This window comes from Corynebacterium sp. HMSC059E07 (genome assembly GCF_001814395.1).
GTDB lineage: Bacteria > Actinomycetota > Actinomycetes > Mycobacteriales > Mycobacteriaceae > Corynebacterium > Corynebacterium hesseae.
The window spans coordinates 20,579-39,984 of sequence record NZ_KV816271.1 but is presented as its reverse complement, the minus strand read 5'-3'; the positions used below and the strand labels follow the sequence as shown (position 1 = coordinate 39,984).

The following is a 19,406-nucleotide window of genomic DNA, read 5'->3' as shown; positions in this document are numbered from 1 at the left end:
CCACTACGTGTCCACGATTTGCGGGCAACCCCAAGACCGTTAAAGCACAACACAACTGCTTTAACGGTCTTTTTCTTGTTTTCGCACGCGGCAAGTCTGCACTTCCAGGTCTGAATAAATGGCTTTTTACTGACAGATTCATTAGGGCCCGTCTCGGCACCACGTCTGTCGATGCTGGGGTGAAGTTATTCTGTTCGTCTTCCTTGGCAGGGGCAGTTACAGTAGAGGCTGTGGTTACTGGTGGTGTTTGTGCAGCCTGTCGAAGTTGGGGGCGTTGCGTTTGAGGGACAAGATTGACCTGTGGGAACTTCCCTATGAGGGAAAGACCGTCTATGTTCTGCTTGCAGCACGGGGCAAAGTTTCTGCCCTGGCGGACTCAGAAAGTGCTGAAAGTCTTGCTACCTCGGATGAGATTCAGACGCGGGTTGCGCAGTGTCCTACACCCCGTGGATTGATGGATAAGGTGCCGGCTGCATGTCTGATACGTGAGGGGCAGGTTGTCTCCCGGGTGAAAGATATTGAGCATTCTTTGGTCTTGAGGGAGAAGCCGGCCCCAGGGTGGGAAGAGGACGGTCTGAGCCACTTCTTTGCGGGCAAGACTGTAGATGTCTTTGAGCCCGGTAGTCGTTCAGCGCGGGTAAGACTCGGTGATGGCCTTAAGCGGATCGACTTTCTTCCGGTTGTCAACGAGTCGGTACGGAAGAGGCGCGTTGGCTTAGCCACACATCCCCACCGCGCGGGCGCGTGGGAACTCAGCAAGAAGTTTGCATTGGCGGCGCTGTCCTTCGTTCTTTTGCTTTTCGGGCCGGCGATTCGTGACCGTCTAGAACCAGTGATTGAACCCGTGGCTAAGCGCGTCCCAGACCTGCATAGCCGGGGTGAGTTCTACGGCATGGTGTTTGAGTTCTTCCAGATTGACCATGTGATTGATTTCGTGGCGTCTCTGTTCAGCCCGATTGGCGCTGTCGTCGTTCCGGTCGCAGGCTTGGTGGTGGCCTACGTTGCCGGGTGGAAGGGCGCGCGGGACACGGGCACCTGGTGGGAGGCGGCCGGGCGTCCGCTTGGAAATGAAAGTGAGATCCCGGCCTTTGAAAGGTAAGTCGAAGCCCTTGACGGTGGTTAAAGGTTCCTAATTACGGGCTCAATAAATGGTGGGTTTCAAGCGGTAGTTGAGAGGAGAATTCTCGGGGTTTGGCTGTTAATGGATCAACAAAGGAAATGCGTGTCGCCGTGAGGTGCATGGGAATCTGCATGTCTTCGTCCTCTGCAGGGAAAATGACCGGGTATATGGGGTCACCAATAATAGGGATGCCCGCCTGAAGCATGTGTAGCCGGAGCTGATGAGTCTTGCCGGTCTGCGGCTTGAGAGTGTACTTCGCTATCTCGGGAAGTGAACCGTGGATGGCTTCGTACGGTGCCTTATCTACTGGTTCCACGCCGCCGACCTCGGTGATGGCGTTGACTTCGCCCTCGACGATGCGACCTTGCAATTCCCCCGGGGTCTTCTCCATACGAGAGCGCCAGACGGTGCCGGGGGAGACGTCGGTAAGCGGGGCGATGGCTTCGTAAGTCTTGGTGACGCGGCGCTCGGCGAAGAGCGTTTGGTAGGCACCCCGGACAGAACGGTCCTTGGTGAAGACGAGGATGCCCGAGGTAAGCCGGTCCAGGCGATGCGCGGGGGAGAGCTCGTTGTTGCCTGTCATTCGGCGAAGGCGAACGGTGGCAGTCTCCGTGATGTGGCGGGCGCGAGGCATCGTAGCCATGAAGGGCGGCTTGTCGACGACCAAGAGGTGCTCGTCTTCGTGCAGGATTGGGATGTCGTATGGGACGGGTGTTTCGGGAGCCGGCATGCGGTAGAAGTACACCATCGCGTTGGTGGCGAGGGTGCTGTCGGGACTAAGCGGGGTGCCGTCTTGGGATACAACCTCGTTCGCTGTGAAGCGGGCTTGGAGGGCCGCGTCGTTATCGTCGGGGTGGCGGTGGCGTTGCGTCTCGATGAGGTTGTGCACAAAGTCCCATGCGGTGATGGGGCCTTCGGCAACGCGAGCGTGGGTGGGGTTTAGCCCATCGCGGATAGGAAGTGGTGTTGCGCCACGCCCTTTTTGCGATATTCTTTTTCCCATGGATTTCAACTCTATTCTCGCGCCCGTCATCGATTTCTTCTCTAATGGTATCGGTGCCGTCATTCGTGGTATTGCTGTGGCTGCCTACAACATTCTTTTCCCAGCGAACGCTGATGCCGCTACCGCCCCACAGGTTGGCCAGTAGGTATTAGACTGGAGGTGTAAGCACTTCGAAAGGAAAGGTCATGGCAAAGGAAGACATTGTCGTCGTCGCCGTTGATGGTTCGGAAGCGTCGAAGAACGCCGTCCGCTGGGCTGCAAATACTGCGGTGAAGCGGGGTATCCCGCTACGTATCGCATCGAGTTACACGATGCCGCAGTTCCTCTACGCCGAAGGCATGGTCCCGCCGAAGGAGCTTTTTGATGACCTCCAGGCGGAGACCCTAGAGAAGATCGAGGAGGCCCGCGCCGAGGCTCACAAGATTGCCCCGGATCTGAAGATCGGCCACACCGTGGCTGAGGGCTCCCCTATCGACATGCTGCTGGAGATGTCCAAGGACGTCACCATGATTGTCATGGGCTCCCGCGGCATGGGCGGCCTGTCCGGCATGGTCATGGGCTCGGTATCTGCATCTGTGGTCTCCCACGCATCTTGCCCGGTGGTCGTGGTCCGTGAGGATAACCACGTCACCGAATCCACGAAGTACGGTCCCGTTGTTATCGGTGTCGATGGCTCCGAGGTCTCCCAGAAGGCAACGGACTACGCCTTCAAGGAAGCAGATGCCCGCGGCGCAGAGCTGATTGCCGTTCACACTTGGATGGACATGCAGGTTCAGGCTTCCCTGGCCGGCCTCTCGGCAGCCCAGGCTGAATGGGCTGAGGTGGAGAAGGAGCAGGCGGAGCTGCTGACTGAACGCCTCGCGGAGTTCCAGGAGAAGTACCCGGACGTGCAGGTTAAGAAGGTTATCGCCCGTGACCGCCCGGTCCGTGCGCTGTCGGAGGCCTCCGAAGGTGCGCAGCTGCTCGTTGTGGGCTCCCACGGTCGCGGTGGCTTCAAGGGCATGCTCTTGGGTTCTACCTCCCGCGCGCTGCTGCAGTCCGCGCCGTGCCCGATGATGGTGGTTCGCCCAGACTCGGAGTAACTATCGCATAACCTCGCTATAACGATTCGGGCCCATCCAGTGGATATGTGGTGGGCCCGGGTCGTTTTGGTGTTTTAACGCGTACGGTGGGAGGGTACGTAGATAAACGCTATTTACTGTTATTCAAAGGAGTGAGTGTCATGGGACTCGGTCTCGGTTTCTTTGGTTCGATTGTTGTTGGCATCATTGCCGGCTGGCTCGCTGAGAAGATTATGAAGCGTGACCAGGGGCTGTTCACCAACCTCATCGTTGGTGTTATCGGCGGCCTCATCGGTGGCGGATTGCTGGCGCTCTTCAACAAGAGTGTCGGTGATAGCTGGTTCCTGATGATCATTACGGCAACGGTCGGTGCATGTATCTTGCTGTGGATCGTGGGAGCCATTACGGGCCGCAAGAAGTAAAAATTCGCATACATACCGGTTTGTCTATATTGTATAGATGAACCGGTTTTGTCATGTAAGGAGAAGAAATGGCCGAAAAGAAGTCGCGTCGCAACCGCCCGAGCCCGCGGAGCCGACTACTTGAATCCGCCACGAGGCTCTTTACCACCGAGGGCATCCGCGTCATTGGCATCGACCGTATCCTGCGCGAGGCCGACGTGGCCAAAGCGTCGCTCTACTCCCTTTTCGGCTCCAAGGATGCCCTCGTTATCGCATATGTCGAGGCCCTCGATGAGGAATACCGCGCCGATTGGCAGAGGCGCACCGAGGACGCGACCGATCCGGAGAGCAAGATCCTCGCCTTCTTCGACAAGGCCATCGAGGAACAGCCCTCCATGGAGTTCCGGGGCTCGCACTTCCTCAACGCCGCCGGGGAATACCCGCGTCCAGAGACGGATGCCGAGCGGGGCATCGTGGCAGCATGCGTCGATCACCGCACGTGGATGCACTCGACGATCACGGCCCTGCTCAACGCCAAGAATGGCTACCCCTCAGAGGAGCAGGCGAGCCAAATTCTCATCTTCCTCGATGGCGGCCTTGCCGGCGCCCGTTTGACCCGCGACGTCGCCCCGCTAGTAACCGCGAAGCAGCTGGCTATTCAGCTTCTCTCGGCGCCTCCTGCTGACTATTCGATTTAACAATTTTGCGTGCCTCCGCCACGATGGCCGAGTGGCGTTTGCGGGCAGCAGCAACCCTCTCTTTGTGCGCAGGGTCTTCCTTAAGACGCTGTTTTTCGGCTTTCTTCTCTTTCTTCTTTTCCTTAGCCCGCCAGCGCCGGATGCTGTCGCGCCGCTGTTCGTGGACGGCCTCCGGTAGGGGGTAGCGGCGGTGCAGGATGAATTCATATACCAAGGTCTGGAGCAGGGTGAAGAGGTAGGAGCAGCCCCAGTAGAAGATGATGGTCACGGGGATGGGGCCATGCCAGGCCACTTTCCACAGCATCCAGGGGATGAGAACCACCATGAGCGCCATGAACCACAGCAAGCGGCGAGGGATCTTCTGATCGAAGAGCGTGGTGAGAAAGCCACGGTAGAGCGTGATGAGCGTGTTGAGGGAGGTGAACACGAGTGCCGCCACGAGCATCGGTAGGACCAAGTCGTGATGCTCGCGAGCGAAATCGGTGAGGGGGACGCCGAAGACGGTGGAGGTGCGGAAGGAGGAGACGTCGTCAAGCGTGAGCATCCCCACCGGTTCATTCGCGGATCCTGACACCCGAAGAACCACCTGGTAGAGGCCAATGAAAGCCGGGATGATGAGGAAGGCAGGGAAACAGCCCACCAGCGGGTTGTGCTGGAAACGCTCCTTGAGCTCGCGCTGTTGAGTGAGGATGCCGACAGCCTCGTCGACCGAATCGGCCTGTGTGAGGTGTTCATTGAGTTCGGTCATCTCCGGGCGCATGAGGGCGCCGATGCGGCCCTGTTTCACGGAGAGCCAATTCAGCGGAGCGATGATGCCGCGGACCGTGAGCACGAGGAAGACGATGGTAAGGATCCACGCCATCGAGCTGCTGAGGAAAGAACTAAAAAGCAAGTGCCACAGTTTCATGATTCCGGAGACCGGGTACATGAAGATGTTGATCATCGCCTACTCCTCTTTCTGCAGGGTGATGGGGCACTTACACGTTACCGTGAGGCTAAGGTATGGGTATGCCCCACCCCACCGCGCGCACTCGGCCGACCGTAGGGACCGTCATCGGTGAGCTTATGCTGACGGCCGGCGTCCTGTTGCTGCTTTTTGCGTTCTATGAGTCCTATTGGACAAATATCGAGTCTGGTCAGATGCAGGACCAAGCCAACGAGACGCTGCAGGAAGAATGGCACAACCCACGCGGAGCGGGCCATGCCCCGAAGCTCGGTGAGGCCTTTGCGCGCCTTTATATCCCGGCCTTCGGCTCGGACTTCGCGTTCGCGGTTCTCGAAGGAACCGACGAAGACGATTTGTTGCGCGGGCCGGGGCACTATACCGACACGCAGATGCCTGATGAGCCGGGCAATTTCGCGGTAGCCGGGCACCGCGTGGGCAAAGGCGCCCCCTTTAATGACCTGGGAAACCTGCAGACCTGTGATGCCATCGTCATCGAAACCGCGACGGACTGGATTACCTACCGCGTGCTGCCTATCGAGGGGGCTGCGGGGGACTGCTTCAGCCCAGAGCAGCAAGCCAAGTCGGAATACCAGGCTGTACAGGGGCGCCATATCACCCTGCCGGGTGATGTGAGCGTGCTCCAGCCTGTTCCCGGGATGGAAGGGGCTGAGCCCAGCGAATCCCTGCTCACCCTCACCACCTGCCACCCGCAGTTCTCCAATGCAGAGCGCATGATCATCCACGCCATGGAGACTGACCGAGAGGCTAAAGCACCCGGATCAGCTGACAATGACCGCCCCGCTGTCTTGGAGGAGAACTAATGTATCGCGCACTCTGGAACCTGTTGCCCGGCCCCACCGTGGTCAAGGCGGTGTTGGCGCTGGCCCTCGCCGTGGGGGTTTTCTTCCTGCTCATGGAGGTGATTTTCCCCTGGGTAGCGGCGCAGATGCCCTATAACGACGTCGCCGTTTAGGCGTTAGTCGCTGTTCAGGCCTTTTACCGCTTAGGTCTTTACAGACCTAAGCGGTTGATTGCTTCCTGTGCTATGAGCTGGGGCTTGAGAGTCTGCAGCTGGTTTGACCACACCACCACGGCGTGGTTGTCCTTCTGGACGGCAAAGACCGAGCGATCCTCAAAGACGCCGCGCCCGCCGGACCACCCATCGAATTCGGCGAGCTCCGTATCCTCAACCGGTGCGGCCCAATCCACGACCGCGCGCGCCTCGTCGACGCTGGGCATCTGCCGGACTAGGACGGTAACCTGTGGTTCCTCGGGGTAGGACCAGAACACGCAGGCGGGGGTGCTAAAGCGCTTGTCGACGCCCCACCGGGTCATCCTCTGCCCATTCGTATCGGCCACCCACTGCGTGTCCAGGTAGGGGCAGTCTTCCCAGTCACTGACCTCGGCGGTAGCGTCCGTGGGCAGGCCATCGCCTGAGTTTGTGTCGGACGCGGGGCTGGCGGCCTCGGTGCTGGGGGCGGGGTCGGCTGCATCCGAACACCCCACCGCGGCAAAGCCTATGCCGATCAGGCAGGCGGCGAGTGGGGGAAGTAGGCTGTGGCGCATGACGTCCACACTAGACCAGCGCTCGGTTGAATCGGATGCACTGCGCAACGGTATCCACGTCCTGACGGCGACGCTGCTGGTGGTGGCGATATTTATGACGGTGCGCCTGCCGCTGTGGCAGGGCGTGCTCAACCTGCTGCTGTTGGTCTCCTTCGCGGTGGTGTACTTCGGGGGCTCGGCCTATATGGAGGCCCTGCCGCGCATCGCGCGCTATGGCTGGATGGTTATCCTCACGGTCTTGTGGTTAGCGGATATAGCGGTGGCGCCCGCGGCCATCTACCTCGTGTTCTCTCTGTACTTTGTCTACCTCTACGTGCTGGAGATGATCCCCGGCATCATCTGCGTGCTCGCGGCCACGGCGGTGACCATCCTGGTGCAAGTACCGGGCGGGCTCTCCTTCGGCGGCATCATGGGCCCGGCGGTATCGGCCTTGGTGACGATTGCTATTACCTATGCCTTCCGGGCGTTGAGCCGCATGAACCAGGAGTTGATGAAGACCCGGTCCCAGCTCGTGGAGTCCGAGCGCACGGCCGGCATGACCGCTGAGCGCCAGCGCATCGCCCACGAAATCCACGACACGCTGGCACAAGGTTTGTCCTCCATTCAGATGCTCCTGCATGCCGCTGACCGCGATCTCGCACAGGAGGATATCCCCAAGGCGCAGGAACGCATCGAACTGGCTCGGCGAACAGCGGCGGATAACCTCCACGAAGCGCGCGCCATGATTGCGGCGTTGCAGCCGGCGGCGTTGTCCGAAACCTCCTTGGGGGCGGCCATGACAAGGATGGCTGAGAATTTTGCGGCGACCGGTGGGCTCGACGTCTCAGTGGACGTAGAAGGCGATGCGCAACAGCTGCCCATGAAGGTGGAGGCCGCGTTGCTGCGGATTGCGCAGGGAGCGGTGGGGAACGTCGTCAAGCATGCCCACGCCACGAAGGCTCGGGTGACCGTGACGTATGCGCCGGACGAGGTGCGCGTGGACGTGGTGGATAACGGCCAGGGCTTTGATGTGGAGGCAGTGGAAAATAAACCGGCGGGGCTGGGCCACATTGGTCTATCCGCCATGCGCCGGCGCGCGGCGGAACTCGGCGGCGAGGTCGTGATTGAATCCACGCCGGGAAGTGGCACGGCGGTCTCAGTTAGTGTGCCCTTAAACAACGATGTAGATTAGGAAATTGTCCACACCGTACCAATGAGGAGGAAGCCCGTGATTAGGGTCTTGCTTGCCGACGACCATGAGATCGTGCGCCTAGGTTTACGCTCGGTGCTCGAGGGGGCTGAGGACATCGAGGTTGTGGGCGAAGTCGCTACGGCCGAAGCCGCTGTGTCCGCAGCCCAAGCGGGTGGCATCGATGTTCTCCTCATGGACCTGCGTTTTGGTGCGGGGATCGAGGGCACGCGCGTCATGGGTGGCGCGGAAGCGACCGCCGCTATCCGCTACTCCATGGAGAATCCCCCCAAGGTGCTCGTGGTGACCAATTACGACACCGACGCGGATATCCTCGGCGCAATTGAGGCGGGCGCGGTGGGCTACCTGCTCAAGGACGCGCCGCCGGTAGAGCTGCTCGCGGCGGTGCGCTCGGCGGCGGAAGGTGATTCGGCGCTCTCGCCCGTGGTTGCTGACAAACTGATGACCCGCGTGCGCACGCCGCGCACCTCGCTCACCCCGCGCGAGCTCGAAGTACTGAAGCTGGTCGCGGCGGGTTCCTCAAACCGTGAGATCGGGGTGGAGCTGATGCTGTCGGAGGCGACGGTGAAGTCTCACCTGGTCCACATCTACGACAAATTGGGCGTGCGCTCCCGCACCTCCGCCGTGGCGGCAGCACGCGAGCAGGGCGTTCTTTAAAGGTTGTTGGCGTCGCGGTACGCCAAGATGACGTCGTTGGGGATCTTGCCGCGCTCGGCCACCTCGTAACCGTGCTTGGCGGCCCACGCGCGGACATCGGCCGGCTTGTAGCGGCGAGTGTCCTTCTTGACCGGGTGGCGGGCAGCCTTCACGAAGGGCTCCAGGGCGGCGTGGAACTTGTCGGCATTCTCCTGCGAGACGTCGAGGAGGTAATCCTTACCGTCAACGCTGAAGCGGATAACGATCACTTCATCTTCGTTGAGGGGCGAATTATCAATATCGTCAAAAAACTGGGTGATTTCGCGGCGTGCCATGTTTCTCCATTCGAGCTCTAAACTGATTCTCCCGCTATTAACTATAGAACGAAAACAAATTCCGTGACGCCGCTAATGTGGGATTTCAAAGAGGGGTTTTGAGCGCGAAAGAAAAAGCCTTCGGGCCGTATATCCTCCACCGTCTAAAAGCGGGGAAGGCAGCGGCCCGAAGGCGTAGAGAATCCGTGCGAGCGGCTATGCGCGCAGCTTGGACTGGATCTCGTCGTTGAGCGAGTCGATCTCACCGGAGATGGAGCGGTGCGCGCGCTGGCGCTGCTGATCGGTCATGTACTCGGCATTGTCAATCGCAGAATCAAGCTCGTTGAGGCGCTCCTTGACGTCGCGCTTGAAGCCCGCGGGAAGCTGCGCATCCTTCAGCGAATTGCGGATACCGGCGGTGCGGGCCTTGAGCGGTGCGCCGTGGCCGGAGAAGGAGGCCAGCTGCTCGGCGCTGACGCCGGCCTTCTGCGCGCGCTTCTTCTCAATCTCGCGCTGGGCAACGGTGATGCCGCGGTAAAGGAGAGGCAAAAGAAGGGGCGCTGCGGTGCGCAGGGCGCCGGCATAACGCTTGACATTGTTCTTATTAAAGCGGCCTTCCTTAATACGCTCGAGTTCCTTCTTGGCCATCTTGTATTCGTGCTTGCGGCGCTTCTTTAGGCCCTTTTCCTCGGACTTGATAAGCGCCTTTTCCTGACGGGCCAATAGCTTTTGCTGGCGGTGCTTGGCCTTATCCGCGGCCTTTACCTCTGCCTTTGCGCGGGTTTTGGCAGCCTTGATCTCGGCGCGGGCCTCACGGCGGGCCTTGCGGATCTTCTTCATAATGCCCATTGAAACGTCCTTAAATAATCTATCTTTAGGGTCTCGCTACAACTCTAGCAAGGTGGTCTACTAAGCTCACCTGCTGTGAAGGATGTGCTCGTCGCCACGGACCTCGTGGGCTGCCGTTATCGCTTGGTGCAGCGCCGCGCCCATCCCGAGATCCCACGCACCGCGGTGAGCCAAGCTCGGGCGGAGCGCCACGCCGCGGCTATCGATGCCGCGCTCGCTCGCCTTCCCAAGAAGGGGCCTGGCCGTTTCCGCCGGATTGATCTGGAGGGGGATGATTTCGAGCGGGCGCTTGCCACGCTGGAGGCGCTGGCTCACGGTTACACACACATCACCAACGCCGTCTTTTCTACGGCGGAGTGGATGGTGCGCGTGGAGCTTCTGGTTCGGGATGGTGATAAGTACAGCCCTGTTATCGTCTCGGATCACCGCGTGGCCCGCCCGCATGAGAACTCGCGCACGCTGGTTGTCCCCACCCATCGCTTGGGATTGAGTGAGCCGCTGCCGGCGAAATACAAGATTAAGCATCACGCCGTCGATGGCTACCGTTTAGCCTTGGCCGCGCGGGGTTTGGAGGACGTCGGCCTGAATTCTGGCAGGGGTGCGGCGATTGGGCAGGACCGCGGTCAGGCTTTTGTCACGGATACCTCGCGCTTCGGCATCGATGAGGCGCTCGTACAGCCGCTTCCCGCTGGGCCGCGCCGCGTCAAGGAGTGCGCCTCCTGCCGCTTTTGGCCTTTGTGTAAGCAAGAGCTGGAGGCCCGGGATGATATCTCCCTCTTTTTGCCGGGCGACCGCGCTAACCCCTACCGCGAGCGCGGTATCACGACGGTGCAGGGGCTTATCGACGCCTCCCTCGGCGCCCCCTCCGCCCTTGCTGCTGCGTGGCGTGAGGGCGTCCCTTTGCTGCGGCGCGGCCGCATCAGCGTTCCCCGCGCAGATGTGGAAGTCGACGTCGATATGGAGGCCTACCTGGATCAAGGTGCCTACCTGTGGGGCGCGCTCCTGGACGGCGAGTACCACCCCTTTGTGACCTGGGATCCGCTGGGAGGGCGGGCCGAGGCGGAGAATTTCGCCGAGTTTTGGGAGTGGCTCATGGGGGTGCGCGCTGACGCGCATGCAGCGGGCAAGACCTTCGCGGCCTATTGCTACTCCGCCCACGGCGAAAACCATTGGATGCGCAGGTCCGCCCAGCGCTTCTCCTCCCCGAGCCTGGAGGAGGTCGAGGAATTCATCTCCTCAGAGGAATGGGTGGACATGTTCGTCCACGTCAAGCGCAGTTTCGCCGGCACTGCGGGCCTGGGGCTGAAAACCGTGGCGCCCGTCGCTGGCTTTGAATGGCCGGAAGAGTTCGATGGCGAGGAATCCGTCAATGCCCGCCGAGCCGCCCTCGCCGGTGACACGGACGCGCGTGCGCAGATTCTGCGCTATAACGCCGGCGATGTGCGCGCGACCCATGCCGTCCGCGAGTGGATGTCTCACGGCGCGCCGGGAGTGCCATCCCTCGAGCCCTAGCTTCTCCCTGCCCTCCCGTGTGCAAGTCCCCAGACCTGAAACCCGCAACCTGCAGGTGGGCGTCGCCAAGCGCTTGCCGACGCCCCACCACCCACCCCAGGAGGTTGCGGGTTTCAGGTCTGGGGATCTACAGGATGAGGCTGAGTCCGCCGAGGATAATGAGCACCGCAAGGGCCACCCACACCTGGTCCCAGTCCGTGGTGGTCGTGGGCGCTGGGCCTTCGGCCTTCTTGAGGAGCACGGCTTTCTGAGCCTTGACCGCGCGAGCGGTGAGTACGGGGATGATGGCCATGGAACCGAGGCAGAGCAGGGAGGCGGCAACCATGGTGAGGGAACTGGAGGTGGCCAGCCACAGGGCAAGCCCGCCGTTGATGAAGACCGAGCGCCCCAGCCCCCAGCGGTTGTATTCGCGCAGGCCAGCCCGCACCGCTGAAGGGCCGCCGCCCATCGTGGTGGGCAGCATATAGCCCATGACGCCGATGAGCAGTTGGGCGCCAAACCCTACGACGAGCGCGAGCATGGGAATCTGTGGCTCGCTGGAGAAGAAATGCTGGGTGGTGTAATACACCAGGCTGCCGAGCAACCAGAAGCAGGAAAAGAGCACAGATAGCGCCGGGAAGGTGATGCGCCCGCGTGGTTCTCGGAACACGGTGAGGGCATTGAGCAGCCAGCTCTGCAGGCTGAGCGCCCAGCCGACGCAGTAGACGATCAGACCCGCTTGCGGTACATTCCACGCGCTGCCGATCACGGTGGTCACCACGCCCAGCGCCAGCAGCGTGAAGCTTAGGCTCATGTGTGGGTTGATTCCCTTGGTGCGCCAGATAGATGGGAACAAGATGGTGAGTGAACCGGCGGCTGCGAGGCCGACGAAACCGCCGATGTTGGCGGCAACGTGTGCAATGAGCAGGCGCGGATGGGAGGGGTGTGTGGCGAGGAATGCGCCAAGAGTAGCGCCCACGGCAAGGAAGAAGGCCGAGGCCACATAAGCTGCGACGACGGGGCGGAATCGTTTGGATTCCGCGCGGCGCCACAAAGCAAAGAGGGCCAACCCATGCCAGGACACCGCAAGAGCGACGAGTGTGGCGCCTATCTGTGTGAGCACCCAGTGGTGGCCCCAATATTCACTGAGGATTTGGCCCACGAGGGTGAGGATAACGCCGGAATTCTGCAGATAAATCCGCGCGAGCTGGCGAGGGCGGGCCGACATCGGAACCTTGAGCTGCACGAACTTTTCGGTGAGGTGCTGGGACCACACCACGATGCTGTTGCTGAGGATGCCCAGGGTGAAGAGATGGATGAGGACCCAGCGGTAGTTCGGGATAAGGGTGTGTGTTGCGCCTACTAGAAGAAAAACCATCATCCACAGGCTGACCGGGCGGGATGCTTTCCTGTGCCATGTGCGCGGCGACCACTTGTCCATAAAACACGAGTTTATCCGGTTTTTCTTACAACCCAACTCAGCACCGCGATGCCCGCGGCGAGGGCGGTGTAGACGGCGATGAAGCCGGTCCACGACAAGGAATCAAAGAGCACGCCGGCCAGCGCGCCCAGGATGGAGCTGCCCAGGTAATAGAAGAAGACATAGAGGCTGGAGGCCTCCGCGCGGTCGTGAGTAGCGATATGCCCCACCCACCCCGAGGCCGTGGAGTGCGCGGCAAAGAAGCCGATGGTGAATAACACGATGCCGAGCAGGGTGGGGATTAAAGAGCCCATGCATAGCGCGATGCCCACGGCAAAAAGCAGGCACGACAGCAGAAGCGTGTTGGCGTGGCCCACTTGGGTAACCAGCCGGCCGGCGCGCGCCGAGGACCACGTGCCGGTGAGGTAGAAGAGGAAGACCAAGCCGGCCAAACCGGGCGCGAGGTGGAAGTGATTGATGAGCCTAAATGCCAGGAAGTTATAGAGGGACACGAAGGTGCCCATGGCCACGAAGGCCACGATGAATAAGGGGATGAGGCGGGTATCCCGGGCATGGCGGAAGATAGCGCGCAGTTCCGAGCGGAAGTGGATTTCCTTTGGGGTGAAATTCTGCTGGTAGGGCAGCAAGATTGCCGCGATGATGGCGAGGATGAGCGTGACCAGGCTGGAGCCGGCCAGGGCCCAGCGCCAGGAGGTGAGCTCGAGAAGCCCGGTGGGGATGAGGCGGCCGGTCAGCCCGCCGATGGTGGTGCCGGCGATGTACAGCCCCATGGCGCGGGCGACGTAGGAGCTTTCGAGTTCCTCCGAAATCCAGGCCATGGCGGTAGCGGGTGCACCGGCGATGACCGCTCCCTGGAGCGCGCGGGTGGCGATGAGGATCTCTGGATTGGGGGCAAGCGGCACGAGCATGCCGATGAGCGTGGCCGCGATGGTGGAAACAAGCAGCAGTTTTCCGCGGCCGATGCGCTCGGAGATGATGGACACGGGGATGACACAAATGGCCAGCGCACCGGTGGCCGCGGAGATGGTCATGGCGGCTTCGGTGGGGGACATGCCCATGTCCTCCACCAAGGTGGGCAGCATGGCTTGGGTGGGATAGAGGCAAGAAAAAATTGCCAGGCCCACGAAGAGCATGGCAATGGTGGCGCGCCGCGTTCTGGTCATGCATCAAGCATGGCCTAGCGCGGATTATGTGTAAAATGTCCGAAAGTTACTTAAAGCATGCGAGGTGTGCATGAATCTGGAAGATGTGCGCGGCGTGGTCGCCGTGGCGGACCATGGGCTCGTCGGCGCGGCTGCCGACGCCCTCGGGCTCTCCCAATCCGCGCTGACCCGCCGCGTGCAGCGCATCGAGGCGGAGGTGGGGGCCAGCCTCTTCGAGCGCAGCGGCCGGCGCCTGCGGCTGAATGCCCGCGGCCAGGCATTCGTGGAACACGCTCGGCGGATGTTGATGTCCGAAGCTGCCGCGCGCGATGCCGTGTCCCGCCTCATGGATCCGGAGCGCGGTACCGTGCGCCTCGACTTCATGCATTCCTTGGGTACGTGGATGGTTCCGGAGCTGCTCAAGGCCTATCGCGCCCAGCATCCCCACGTGGATATTCGCCTGCACCAGGGCGCGGCGCGCGAGCTCGTGGAGAGAGTAGCCGCCGGCGAGTCCGACTTGGCGCTGGTCGGCCCCCGCCCTACCGCCCCCGGCCCGCTAGGGTGGCACCAGCTCAAACTGCAACGCTTAGGTCTAGCGGTTCCAGAAGGCCATTGGGCCGCAGGAAGAGACGGGGTGCGCATGGAAGACTTCCGCGATGAACCCTTCATCGGCATGCTGCCGGGCTATGGAACGCGCATGCTGCTCGACTCCCTAGCGAGCGAGGCCGGCTTCACCCCGCGCCTCGTCTTCGAATCCATGGAGCTCACCACCGTGGCGGGCCTCGTGGCCGCCGGGCTGGGATCGGCTCTGTTGCCACTCGATGACCCCTACCTCAAAGCCCGCAACCCCGTGCCCCTGCAGCCCGCGGCCTACCGCGAGCTGGGCTTGGTGTGGCGCGAAGGCGATGATGCTCCGCCGGTCGAGCACTTTAAGGACTTCGTCGTGGCACGCAGCGCCGACTAGATATCGAAGGGAAGCTCAGCGGCCAGAGCTGCGAGCGCCTCTGGGGTGGAGACCTCGTGGGGCAGCCAGGGGATGGTGTGCACCGGTTGGCCCGGCAGCTTCTCCGCGAGCAGCGCGAGGGCCGCATCCTCCGAGGCGCGGCGCTGCTGAAGAAACTCTTCCGTGCTTTCCGGAGTGCGGCGGTTGACCAGCAGCCCACCGCAGTGCACGCCATGGGAGCTCAGGTCCGTGAAGAACTCGGCGGTTTCCAACACCGGGGTGCGATCCGCGGTGAGGACGAGGAAGAAGGCGGTCGTGGTTTCGTCGGAAAGCACGGAGCGCAAACGCTCGAAGCGGCGGCGGCGCTTGAGCAGCGTGGAACGGATCTCCTGATTACGGCGGTCCACCGGATCCTGCGAGCTGGCGGATACCGCCTTCTCCGCCGAGGTCATGCCGCGCACCACCGCGCCAAACCTATCCGACTTTTCGCGCCGGGCCAGAAGCCCATCGGTATACGCCGCCATGATTTCCGGCAGCGCCATGAGCCGCGAGGTGTGACCGGAAGGAGCGGTATCGACGATGATGTGCTCAAACTCCCCGCTGTCCTGCTGCTCTTCGATGAGTTCCGCTATGCGCTCCAGCATCGCCGCCTCGTGCGTGCCAGGCGAGTGCCGCGCGAGGTCCAGGTGCCGGTCGACCTCGCGGTGCAGACGCTCCGGCATGAAGCGGCGCATCTGCTTGCCGACGCCCCTCAGGTGCTCCTCCGTCGCCCGCGCCGGGTCGATCTCGATGACGTTTAAGTTGGGGCGGACGTTCGTTGGGACGTCGCCAAGCGCGGTGTCAAAGATGTGCCCCAGGTTGTGCGCTGGGTCCGTGGATACCAACAGCACGCGCTTGCCTTGTTGAGCCAGACGCAGCGCGGTGGCGGTGGCCAGCGTGGTTTTACCCACCCCGCCCTTGCCGCCGAAGAACATGATGGGGGCTAACAACATGAGATTCCATTCAAGGGTGAGCGCTCCATGCCCATGCGCGTGTGCCAGGCGTGGAAATCTTCATACATCAGCGGCAGTAACTCCAAGGTGTAATAGCTGGCGGGATTCGGCAGGCCGAGAGCCTCCGAGAGGATAAGCAGCATGAAGAGATCATCTTCCTCCTGCTGTGCCTTGGCAAAGGAACGCCGATAGGGCGCGGAATAGAACTCGTCGAGACCGCGCCCGAAGGCTTTGAGTTTATCGAGCATTGACCGGCAAGGGAGGTTCGATGTCTTCGTCCTTCCACACCACCTGCGGGGCCTTGCGCGCGCGGGAGATGGCGGCGATGGACTCGGCGATAACCCAGATAGCGGCGACGATGATGACGGCATCGATGACGAGGAGCAGCCAGTTTTCGGCCTGGAACAGCGTCTTGAGCTGCAGCACCGCAGCCCACAGGGACATGACGGTGACGAAGACCAGTGGGAGCAGCACCGGCCAGGTCGGGCGGCGCAGCTGGGTGAGGATGACCACGATGATGGACAGCGTGAGGCCGGCCATGAGCTGGTTGGTGGTGCCGAAGAGCGGCCAGATGAGCATGCCGCCGGAGCCGTCGACACCGGTGGAGAAGGTCAGGCCCAATGCGCAGCCGACGGCGATGATGGTGGCCACCAGACCGCTGAGGTTGATGCCCATGAGTTCGGCTGCCTCGGAGACCACCATGCGCTGCAGACGCACGCCGGAGTCCATCGTCGTTGCTGCAAAGAGAACAGCCATGGTGGCCAGGATGGTGGCGGAGAGTGAGGTGGGGATGCCCAAACCTTCGTTCATGAGGGCGCCGCCGCCCTGGACGAAGGCGTCGACGCCGCCGGCATTCCATTCGTTGTAGACGGCCTCCCAATCGGCGGCTGTCTTGAAGCCGGCCGTGGTGGCCACGATGGTGCCGAGTGCGAGGAGGCCTTCGCCGACAGCGCCGAAGTAGCCGACGAAGCGGGCATCAGTTTCCTTATCCAGCTGCTTGGAAGACGTGCCCGAGCTGACCACACCGTGGAAGCCGGAGACAGCGCCGCAGGCGATGGTGACGAAGAGCAGTGGGAAGATTCCAGGCGTGTTGTCCGGGACGTGATCCGAGACGGTGGGCGCAACGATTTCTGGGCGGGTGACGAGGAAGGAACCGTAGAGGATAATGAGGCCCACGAAGAGCTGCAGGCCATTGATGTAGTCACGCGGCTGCAACAGGACCCACACCGGAAGCAGGGAGGCGATAAAGGCGTAGACGAAGAGCAGGATGATCCACACGCCGCGGTCCGGGATGCCCAGGACGGTTTCCGGCAGGGCCAGCGGGACGCGGTCACCGATGATCATCAGCGCGTACAAAGCGGCGACGCCCACGATGGAGACGATGGTCAGGTTCCAGCGAAAACGGTAGATAGCCTGGCCGATGAGCAAAGCGACGAGGATGGCGCCCCACGTGGGGATGACGGCGGTTGGTGTGGAAATCAGCAGGTTGGAGATGACCACGGCGAAGGCCGCGTTGACCATGAGCAGCAGCAGGAAGATGACGACGAGGAAGAGCGCGCGCCCGCGGGCGCCGATATAGCGTCCAGACAGCGTGCCGATGGACTGTCCGCGGTGGCGCTGGGAAGCCCACAGCGCGCCCAAGTCATGCATGCCGGCGAAGAAGACCGTGCCCAGCGTGACCCAGAGGAAGGCCGGCAGCCAGCCCCAAATCACGGCGACGGCGGGGCCGATGATCGGCGCGGCACCCGCAACCGAGGTGAAGTGGTGGCCCCACAGCACGTACTTGTTGGTGGGGACGTAGTCGACGCCATCCTCCATGGTGTGGGCAGGCGTGGAAAAGCTATCGGAGAGCTGATACACCTTCGAGGCAAGAAAGCGCGAGTACAGCAGGTAGCCCGCCAGCATCATGGCGAGTCCGATAAAGACGAGAAGAAGTGAGTTCACAAAACCACCTGAAGAGAGTCAGTTGAGATGTCACATTCATATGTGCGGTGGTGTGAATTATGCCATAGCAGTTTTGTGAAAGGGGGTTTAATTTCTAAATCCCTATAGGGAAGGGTGGGGCAGAAGGGGTGTAGTCCATCGCCGCTTATGGTCTGTAGGTGGATGAAAACGCGAAACCGCGCCGGGCCTCAACGAAGAGGTCCCAGCGCGGGTTGAAGCTACGTGGCCTTAAAGGAGGCCGTCGTGCTTACTTGGTAGCAGCAGCGTAACGCTCGGCAACGTCGTCCCAGTTGAAGACGTTCCATACGGCCTTAACGTAGTCAGCCTTCACGTTCTTGTACTGGAGGTAGAAGGCGTGCTCCCACATATCCAGCATCAGCAGCGGGGTGAAGTTCACGGAGATGTTGCCCTGCTGATCGGTGAGCTGCTCAATAACCAGGCGACCAGCAACGTGGTCATAGCCCAGCACTGCCCAACCGGAGCCCTGCAGGCCGGTGGCAACGGCGGAGAAGTGAGCCTTGAACTTCTCGAAGGAACCGAAGTCACGGTTAATAGCCTCAGCCAGCTCGCCGGTGGGCTCGCCGCCACCGTTCGGGGAGAGGTTCTTCCAGAAGATGGAGTGGTTGGTGTGGCCACCCAGGTTGAAGGCCAGGTTCTTGGACAGAGCGCGGATGGCGTCAGCATTAGCCTCGCCGTTGCGCTGCTCCTCCAGAGCCTCGAGCGCAGCGTTAGCGCCAGCAACGTAGCCAGCGTGGTGCTTGGAGTGGTGCAGCTCCATGATCTCAGCGGAGATGTGCGGCTCCAGAGCATCGTATGCGTAGTCGAGTTCCGGAAGTTCGTAAACAGCCATTTGTTTCATCCTTTCTTTGGGGTACGAGGCCCCATGGTAGGGGCCGGATGAGAATTTGGCCACAATAATTTTTCTATGGGAGCCGCCGTGAACAAAAACCTGGATTGCGGGCAGTACGGCGGAGTATAAGAGGGAGGACAACGCTAAGTGTAAGGAGAACCCAGCATGTTTCTTTTCAAGCCAGAACCCACGCTGGTGGCAGCTAAGGACGCTCTTCCCGGGCGCGCGGAGCCTGTTCTTGAGAACCCGCAGCCCCACGCGGTCCTGGGCACTCCGATTACCGGCCCGTGGAAAGAGGGGCAGAAATCCCTCATCATCGCCATCGGCTGTTTCTGGGGAGCCGAGAAGATGTTCTGGGAGACCGAAGGCGTGGAGGCAACCTCCGTGGGCTATGCGGGCGGCACCACGCCAAACCCCACCTATTACGAGGTCTGCCGCGGGCTGACCAACCATGCGGAGTCTGTGCAGATTACCTATGATCCACGGCGCGTGAGCCTGCGTAACCTTGTGGTTAAGGCCTTGGAAGCTCACGACCCCACCCAGGGCTTCCGCCAGGGCAACGACGTGGGCACGCAATACCGCTCGGCCTTCTACCCAGAGACTGAGGAGGAACGCGCGGAGATCCAGCAACTAGTGGATTCCTACGCAGGCAAGCTTGCCGACGCCGGCTTCGGCGCCACCACCACCGAAGTCACCCTCCTCAGTGAGACGGACTCAGGCCAGTACTACCTGGCTGAGGACGAGCACCAGCAGTACCTGCATAAGGTGCCCAATGGCTACTGCCCGCACCACAGCACCGGTGTGAAGTGCGGCTAGAGCT

The 19,406-nt window shown here is 61.5% G+C and carries 23 protein-coding genes; 12 read left to right on the top strand and 11 right to left on the bottom strand.

Features of this window, described 5'->3' with window-relative positions; all coding sequences use genetic code 11:
- Positions 1–535: 535 nt before the first annotated feature.
- Positions 536–1,099: a hypothetical protein gene (locus HMPREF2967_RS00495; protein WP_232770539.1), complete on the top strand. Its 564-nt coding sequence runs from the start codon at positions 536–538 to the stop codon at positions 1,097–1,099.
- A gap of 34 nt (positions 1,100–1,133) precedes the next feature.
- Here HMPREF2967_RS00495 and HMPREF2967_RS00490 read toward each other — a convergent pair whose 3' ends face one another.
- Positions 1,134–2,186, bottom strand: coding sequence for a pseudouridine synthase (locus tag HMPREF2967_RS00490; protein ID WP_083312555.1), 1,053 nt, complete (start codon positions 2,184–2,186; stop codon positions 1,134–1,136).
- On the opposite strand from HMPREF2967_RS00490, the gene HMPREF2967_RS13180 reads away from it, so the two are divergent.
- The 4 genes from HMPREF2967_RS13180 to HMPREF2967_RS00475 all read left to right on the top strand — a co-directional run bounded on the left by HMPREF2967_RS13180 (position 2,122) and on the right by HMPREF2967_RS00475 (position 4,283).
- Positions 2,122–2,268 (top strand): hypothetical protein, encoded by a 147-nt coding sequence (locus tag HMPREF2967_RS13180; protein ID WP_198531000.1) that lies wholly within the window; start codon positions 2,122–2,124, stop codon positions 2,266–2,268. The genes HMPREF2967_RS00490 and HMPREF2967_RS13180 overlap by 65 nt on opposite strands.
- A 40-nt stretch (positions 2,269–2,308) precedes the next feature.
- Complete coding sequence (locus HMPREF2967_RS00485; protein WP_070523921.1) at positions 2,309–3,205, top strand: universal stress protein; 897 nt, start codon at positions 2,309–2,311, stop codon at positions 3,203–3,205.
- Between the two features lie 140 nt (positions 3,206–3,345).
- Entirely contained in the window at positions 3,346–3,606 is a 261-nt protein-coding gene (locus tag HMPREF2967_RS00480) for a GlsB/YeaQ/YmgE family stress response membrane protein (RefSeq protein WP_010188457.1), read from the top strand.
- Positions 3,607–3,674: 68 nt separating this feature from the next.
- A complete protein-coding gene (locus tag HMPREF2967_RS00475) occupies positions 3,675–4,283 on the top strand; it encodes a TetR/AcrR family transcriptional regulator (RefSeq protein WP_070523919.1) in 609 nt (202 codons plus the stop codon).
- Here HMPREF2967_RS00475 and yidC read toward each other — a convergent pair.
- On the bottom strand, positions 4,240–5,226 hold the full coding sequence (gene yidC / locus HMPREF2967_RS00470; protein ID WP_070684506.1) for a membrane protein insertase YidC: 987 nt from the start codon (positions 5,224–5,226) through the stop codon (positions 4,240–4,242). The genes HMPREF2967_RS00475 and yidC overlap by 44 nt on opposite strands.
- 65 nt (positions 5,227–5,291) lie before the next feature.
- On the opposite strand from yidC, the gene HMPREF2967_RS00465 reads away from it, so the two are divergent.
- Positions 5,292–6,050 (top strand): class E sortase, encoded by a 759-nt coding sequence (locus tag HMPREF2967_RS00465; protein WP_070684505.1) that lies wholly within the window; start codon positions 5,292–5,294, stop codon positions 6,048–6,050.
- A complete protein-coding gene (locus HMPREF2967_RS13175; protein ID WP_168162985.1) occupies positions 6,050–6,202 on the top strand; it encodes a hypothetical protein in 153 nt (50 codons plus the stop codon). Before HMPREF2967_RS00465 ends, HMPREF2967_RS13175 begins: the two co-directional genes overlap by 1 nt.
- A gap of 38 nt (positions 6,203–6,240) precedes the next feature.
- Here the strand turns inward: HMPREF2967_RS13175 and HMPREF2967_RS00460 are convergent, their stop codons facing one another.
- A complete protein-coding gene (locus HMPREF2967_RS00460) occupies positions 6,241–6,795 on the bottom strand; it encodes a DUF2020 domain-containing protein (protein ID WP_070684504.1) in 555 nt (184 codons plus the stop codon).
- Between HMPREF2967_RS00460 and HMPREF2967_RS00455 the strand changes: the two genes are divergently transcribed.
- The gene (locus HMPREF2967_RS00455; RefSeq protein WP_070684503.1) at positions 6,794–7,966 is read left to right on the top strand and encodes a sensor histidine kinase; all 1,173 of its coding nucleotides are present in this window, start codon (positions 6,794–6,796) and stop codon (positions 7,964–7,966) included. The genes HMPREF2967_RS00460 and HMPREF2967_RS00455 overlap by 2 nt on opposite strands.
- Positions 7,967–8,002: 36 nt before the next feature.
- On the top strand, positions 8,003–8,641 hold the full coding sequence (locus HMPREF2967_RS00450) for a LuxR C-terminal-related transcriptional regulator (RefSeq protein ID WP_010188464.1): 639 nt from the start codon (positions 8,003–8,005) through the stop codon (positions 8,639–8,641).
- Here the strand turns inward: HMPREF2967_RS00450 and HMPREF2967_RS00445 are convergent.
- Together HMPREF2967_RS00445 and HMPREF2967_RS00440 are read right to left on the bottom strand one after the other, a co-directional pair.
- Positions 8,638–8,955, bottom strand: a complete 318-nt coding sequence (locus HMPREF2967_RS00445; protein WP_070523909.1) for a histone-like nucleoid-structuring protein Lsr2 — start codon at positions 8,953–8,955, stop codon at positions 8,638–8,640. The genes HMPREF2967_RS00450 and HMPREF2967_RS00445 overlap by 4 nt on opposite strands.
- 195 nt (positions 8,956–9,150) lie before the next feature.
- Positions 9,151–9,783 (bottom strand): DUF6474 family protein, encoded by a 633-nt coding sequence (locus HMPREF2967_RS00440; RefSeq protein WP_070684502.1) that lies wholly within the window; start codon positions 9,781–9,783, stop codon positions 9,151–9,153.
- Between the two features lie 75 nt (positions 9,784–9,858).
- Here HMPREF2967_RS00440 and HMPREF2967_RS00435 point away from each other — a divergent pair, with 75 nt between their 5' ends.
- A complete protein-coding gene (locus HMPREF2967_RS00435; protein WP_198530999.1) occupies positions 9,859–11,295 on the top strand; it encodes a TM0106 family RecB-like putative nuclease in 1,437 nt (478 codons plus the stop codon).
- A 127-nt stretch (positions 11,296–11,422) separates the two neighbouring features.
- On the opposite strand, the gene HMPREF2967_RS00430 is transcribed toward HMPREF2967_RS00435, so the two are convergent.
- Both HMPREF2967_RS00430 and HMPREF2967_RS00425 read right to left on the bottom strand, forming a co-directional pair.
- Complete coding sequence (locus HMPREF2967_RS00430; protein WP_070684501.1) at positions 11,423–12,715, bottom strand: copper oxidase; 1,293 nt, start codon at positions 12,713–12,715, stop codon at positions 11,423–11,425.
- An 11-nt stretch (positions 12,716–12,726) separates the two neighbouring features.
- Entirely contained in the window at positions 12,727–13,878 is a 1,152-nt protein-coding gene (locus tag HMPREF2967_RS00425) for an MFS transporter (protein WP_070684500.1), read from the bottom strand.
- Between the two features lie 70 nt (positions 13,879–13,948).
- Here HMPREF2967_RS00425 and HMPREF2967_RS00420 point away from each other — a divergent pair, with 70 nt between their 5' ends.
- Positions 13,949–14,821, top strand: a complete 873-nt coding sequence (locus HMPREF2967_RS00420; protein WP_070562188.1) for a LysR family transcriptional regulator — start codon at positions 13,949–13,951, stop codon at positions 14,819–14,821.
- Here the strand turns inward: HMPREF2967_RS00420 and HMPREF2967_RS00415 are convergent.
- The 4 genes from HMPREF2967_RS00415 to HMPREF2967_RS00400 form a co-directional block, all read right to left on the bottom strand.
- Positions 14,818–15,792, bottom strand: a complete 975-nt coding sequence (locus tag HMPREF2967_RS00415) for an ArsA family ATPase (RefSeq protein ID WP_070562191.1) — start codon at positions 15,790–15,792, stop codon at positions 14,818–14,820. The two genes, HMPREF2967_RS00420 and HMPREF2967_RS00415, sit on opposite strands and share 4 nt — an antisense overlap.
- Positions 15,783–16,040: a cory-CC-star protein gene (locus HMPREF2967_RS00410; RefSeq protein ID WP_046647629.1), complete on the bottom strand. Its 258-nt coding sequence runs from the start codon at positions 16,038–16,040 to the stop codon at positions 15,783–15,785. Before HMPREF2967_RS00410 ends, HMPREF2967_RS00415 begins: the two co-directional genes overlap by 10 nt.
- On the bottom strand, positions 16,030–17,736 hold the full coding sequence (locus tag HMPREF2967_RS00405) for a carbon starvation CstA family protein (RefSeq protein WP_070684499.1): 1,707 nt from the start codon (positions 17,734–17,736) through the stop codon (positions 16,030–16,032). Before HMPREF2967_RS00405 ends, HMPREF2967_RS00410 begins: the two co-directional genes overlap by 11 nt.
- A gap of 247 nt (positions 17,737–17,983) precedes the next feature.
- Positions 17,984–18,586: a superoxide dismutase gene (locus tag HMPREF2967_RS00400; protein WP_070523894.1), complete on the bottom strand. Its 603-nt coding sequence runs from the start codon at positions 18,584–18,586 to the stop codon at positions 17,984–17,986.
- A gap of 165 nt (positions 18,587–18,751) precedes the next feature.
- Here HMPREF2967_RS00400 and msrA point away from each other — a divergent pair, with 165 nt between their 5' ends.
- A complete protein-coding gene (gene msrA, locus HMPREF2967_RS00395; RefSeq protein ID WP_070684498.1) occupies positions 18,752–19,402 on the top strand; it encodes a peptide-methionine (S)-S-oxide reductase MsrA in 651 nt (216 codons plus the stop codon).
- Positions 19,403–19,406: the final 4 nt, after the last annotated feature.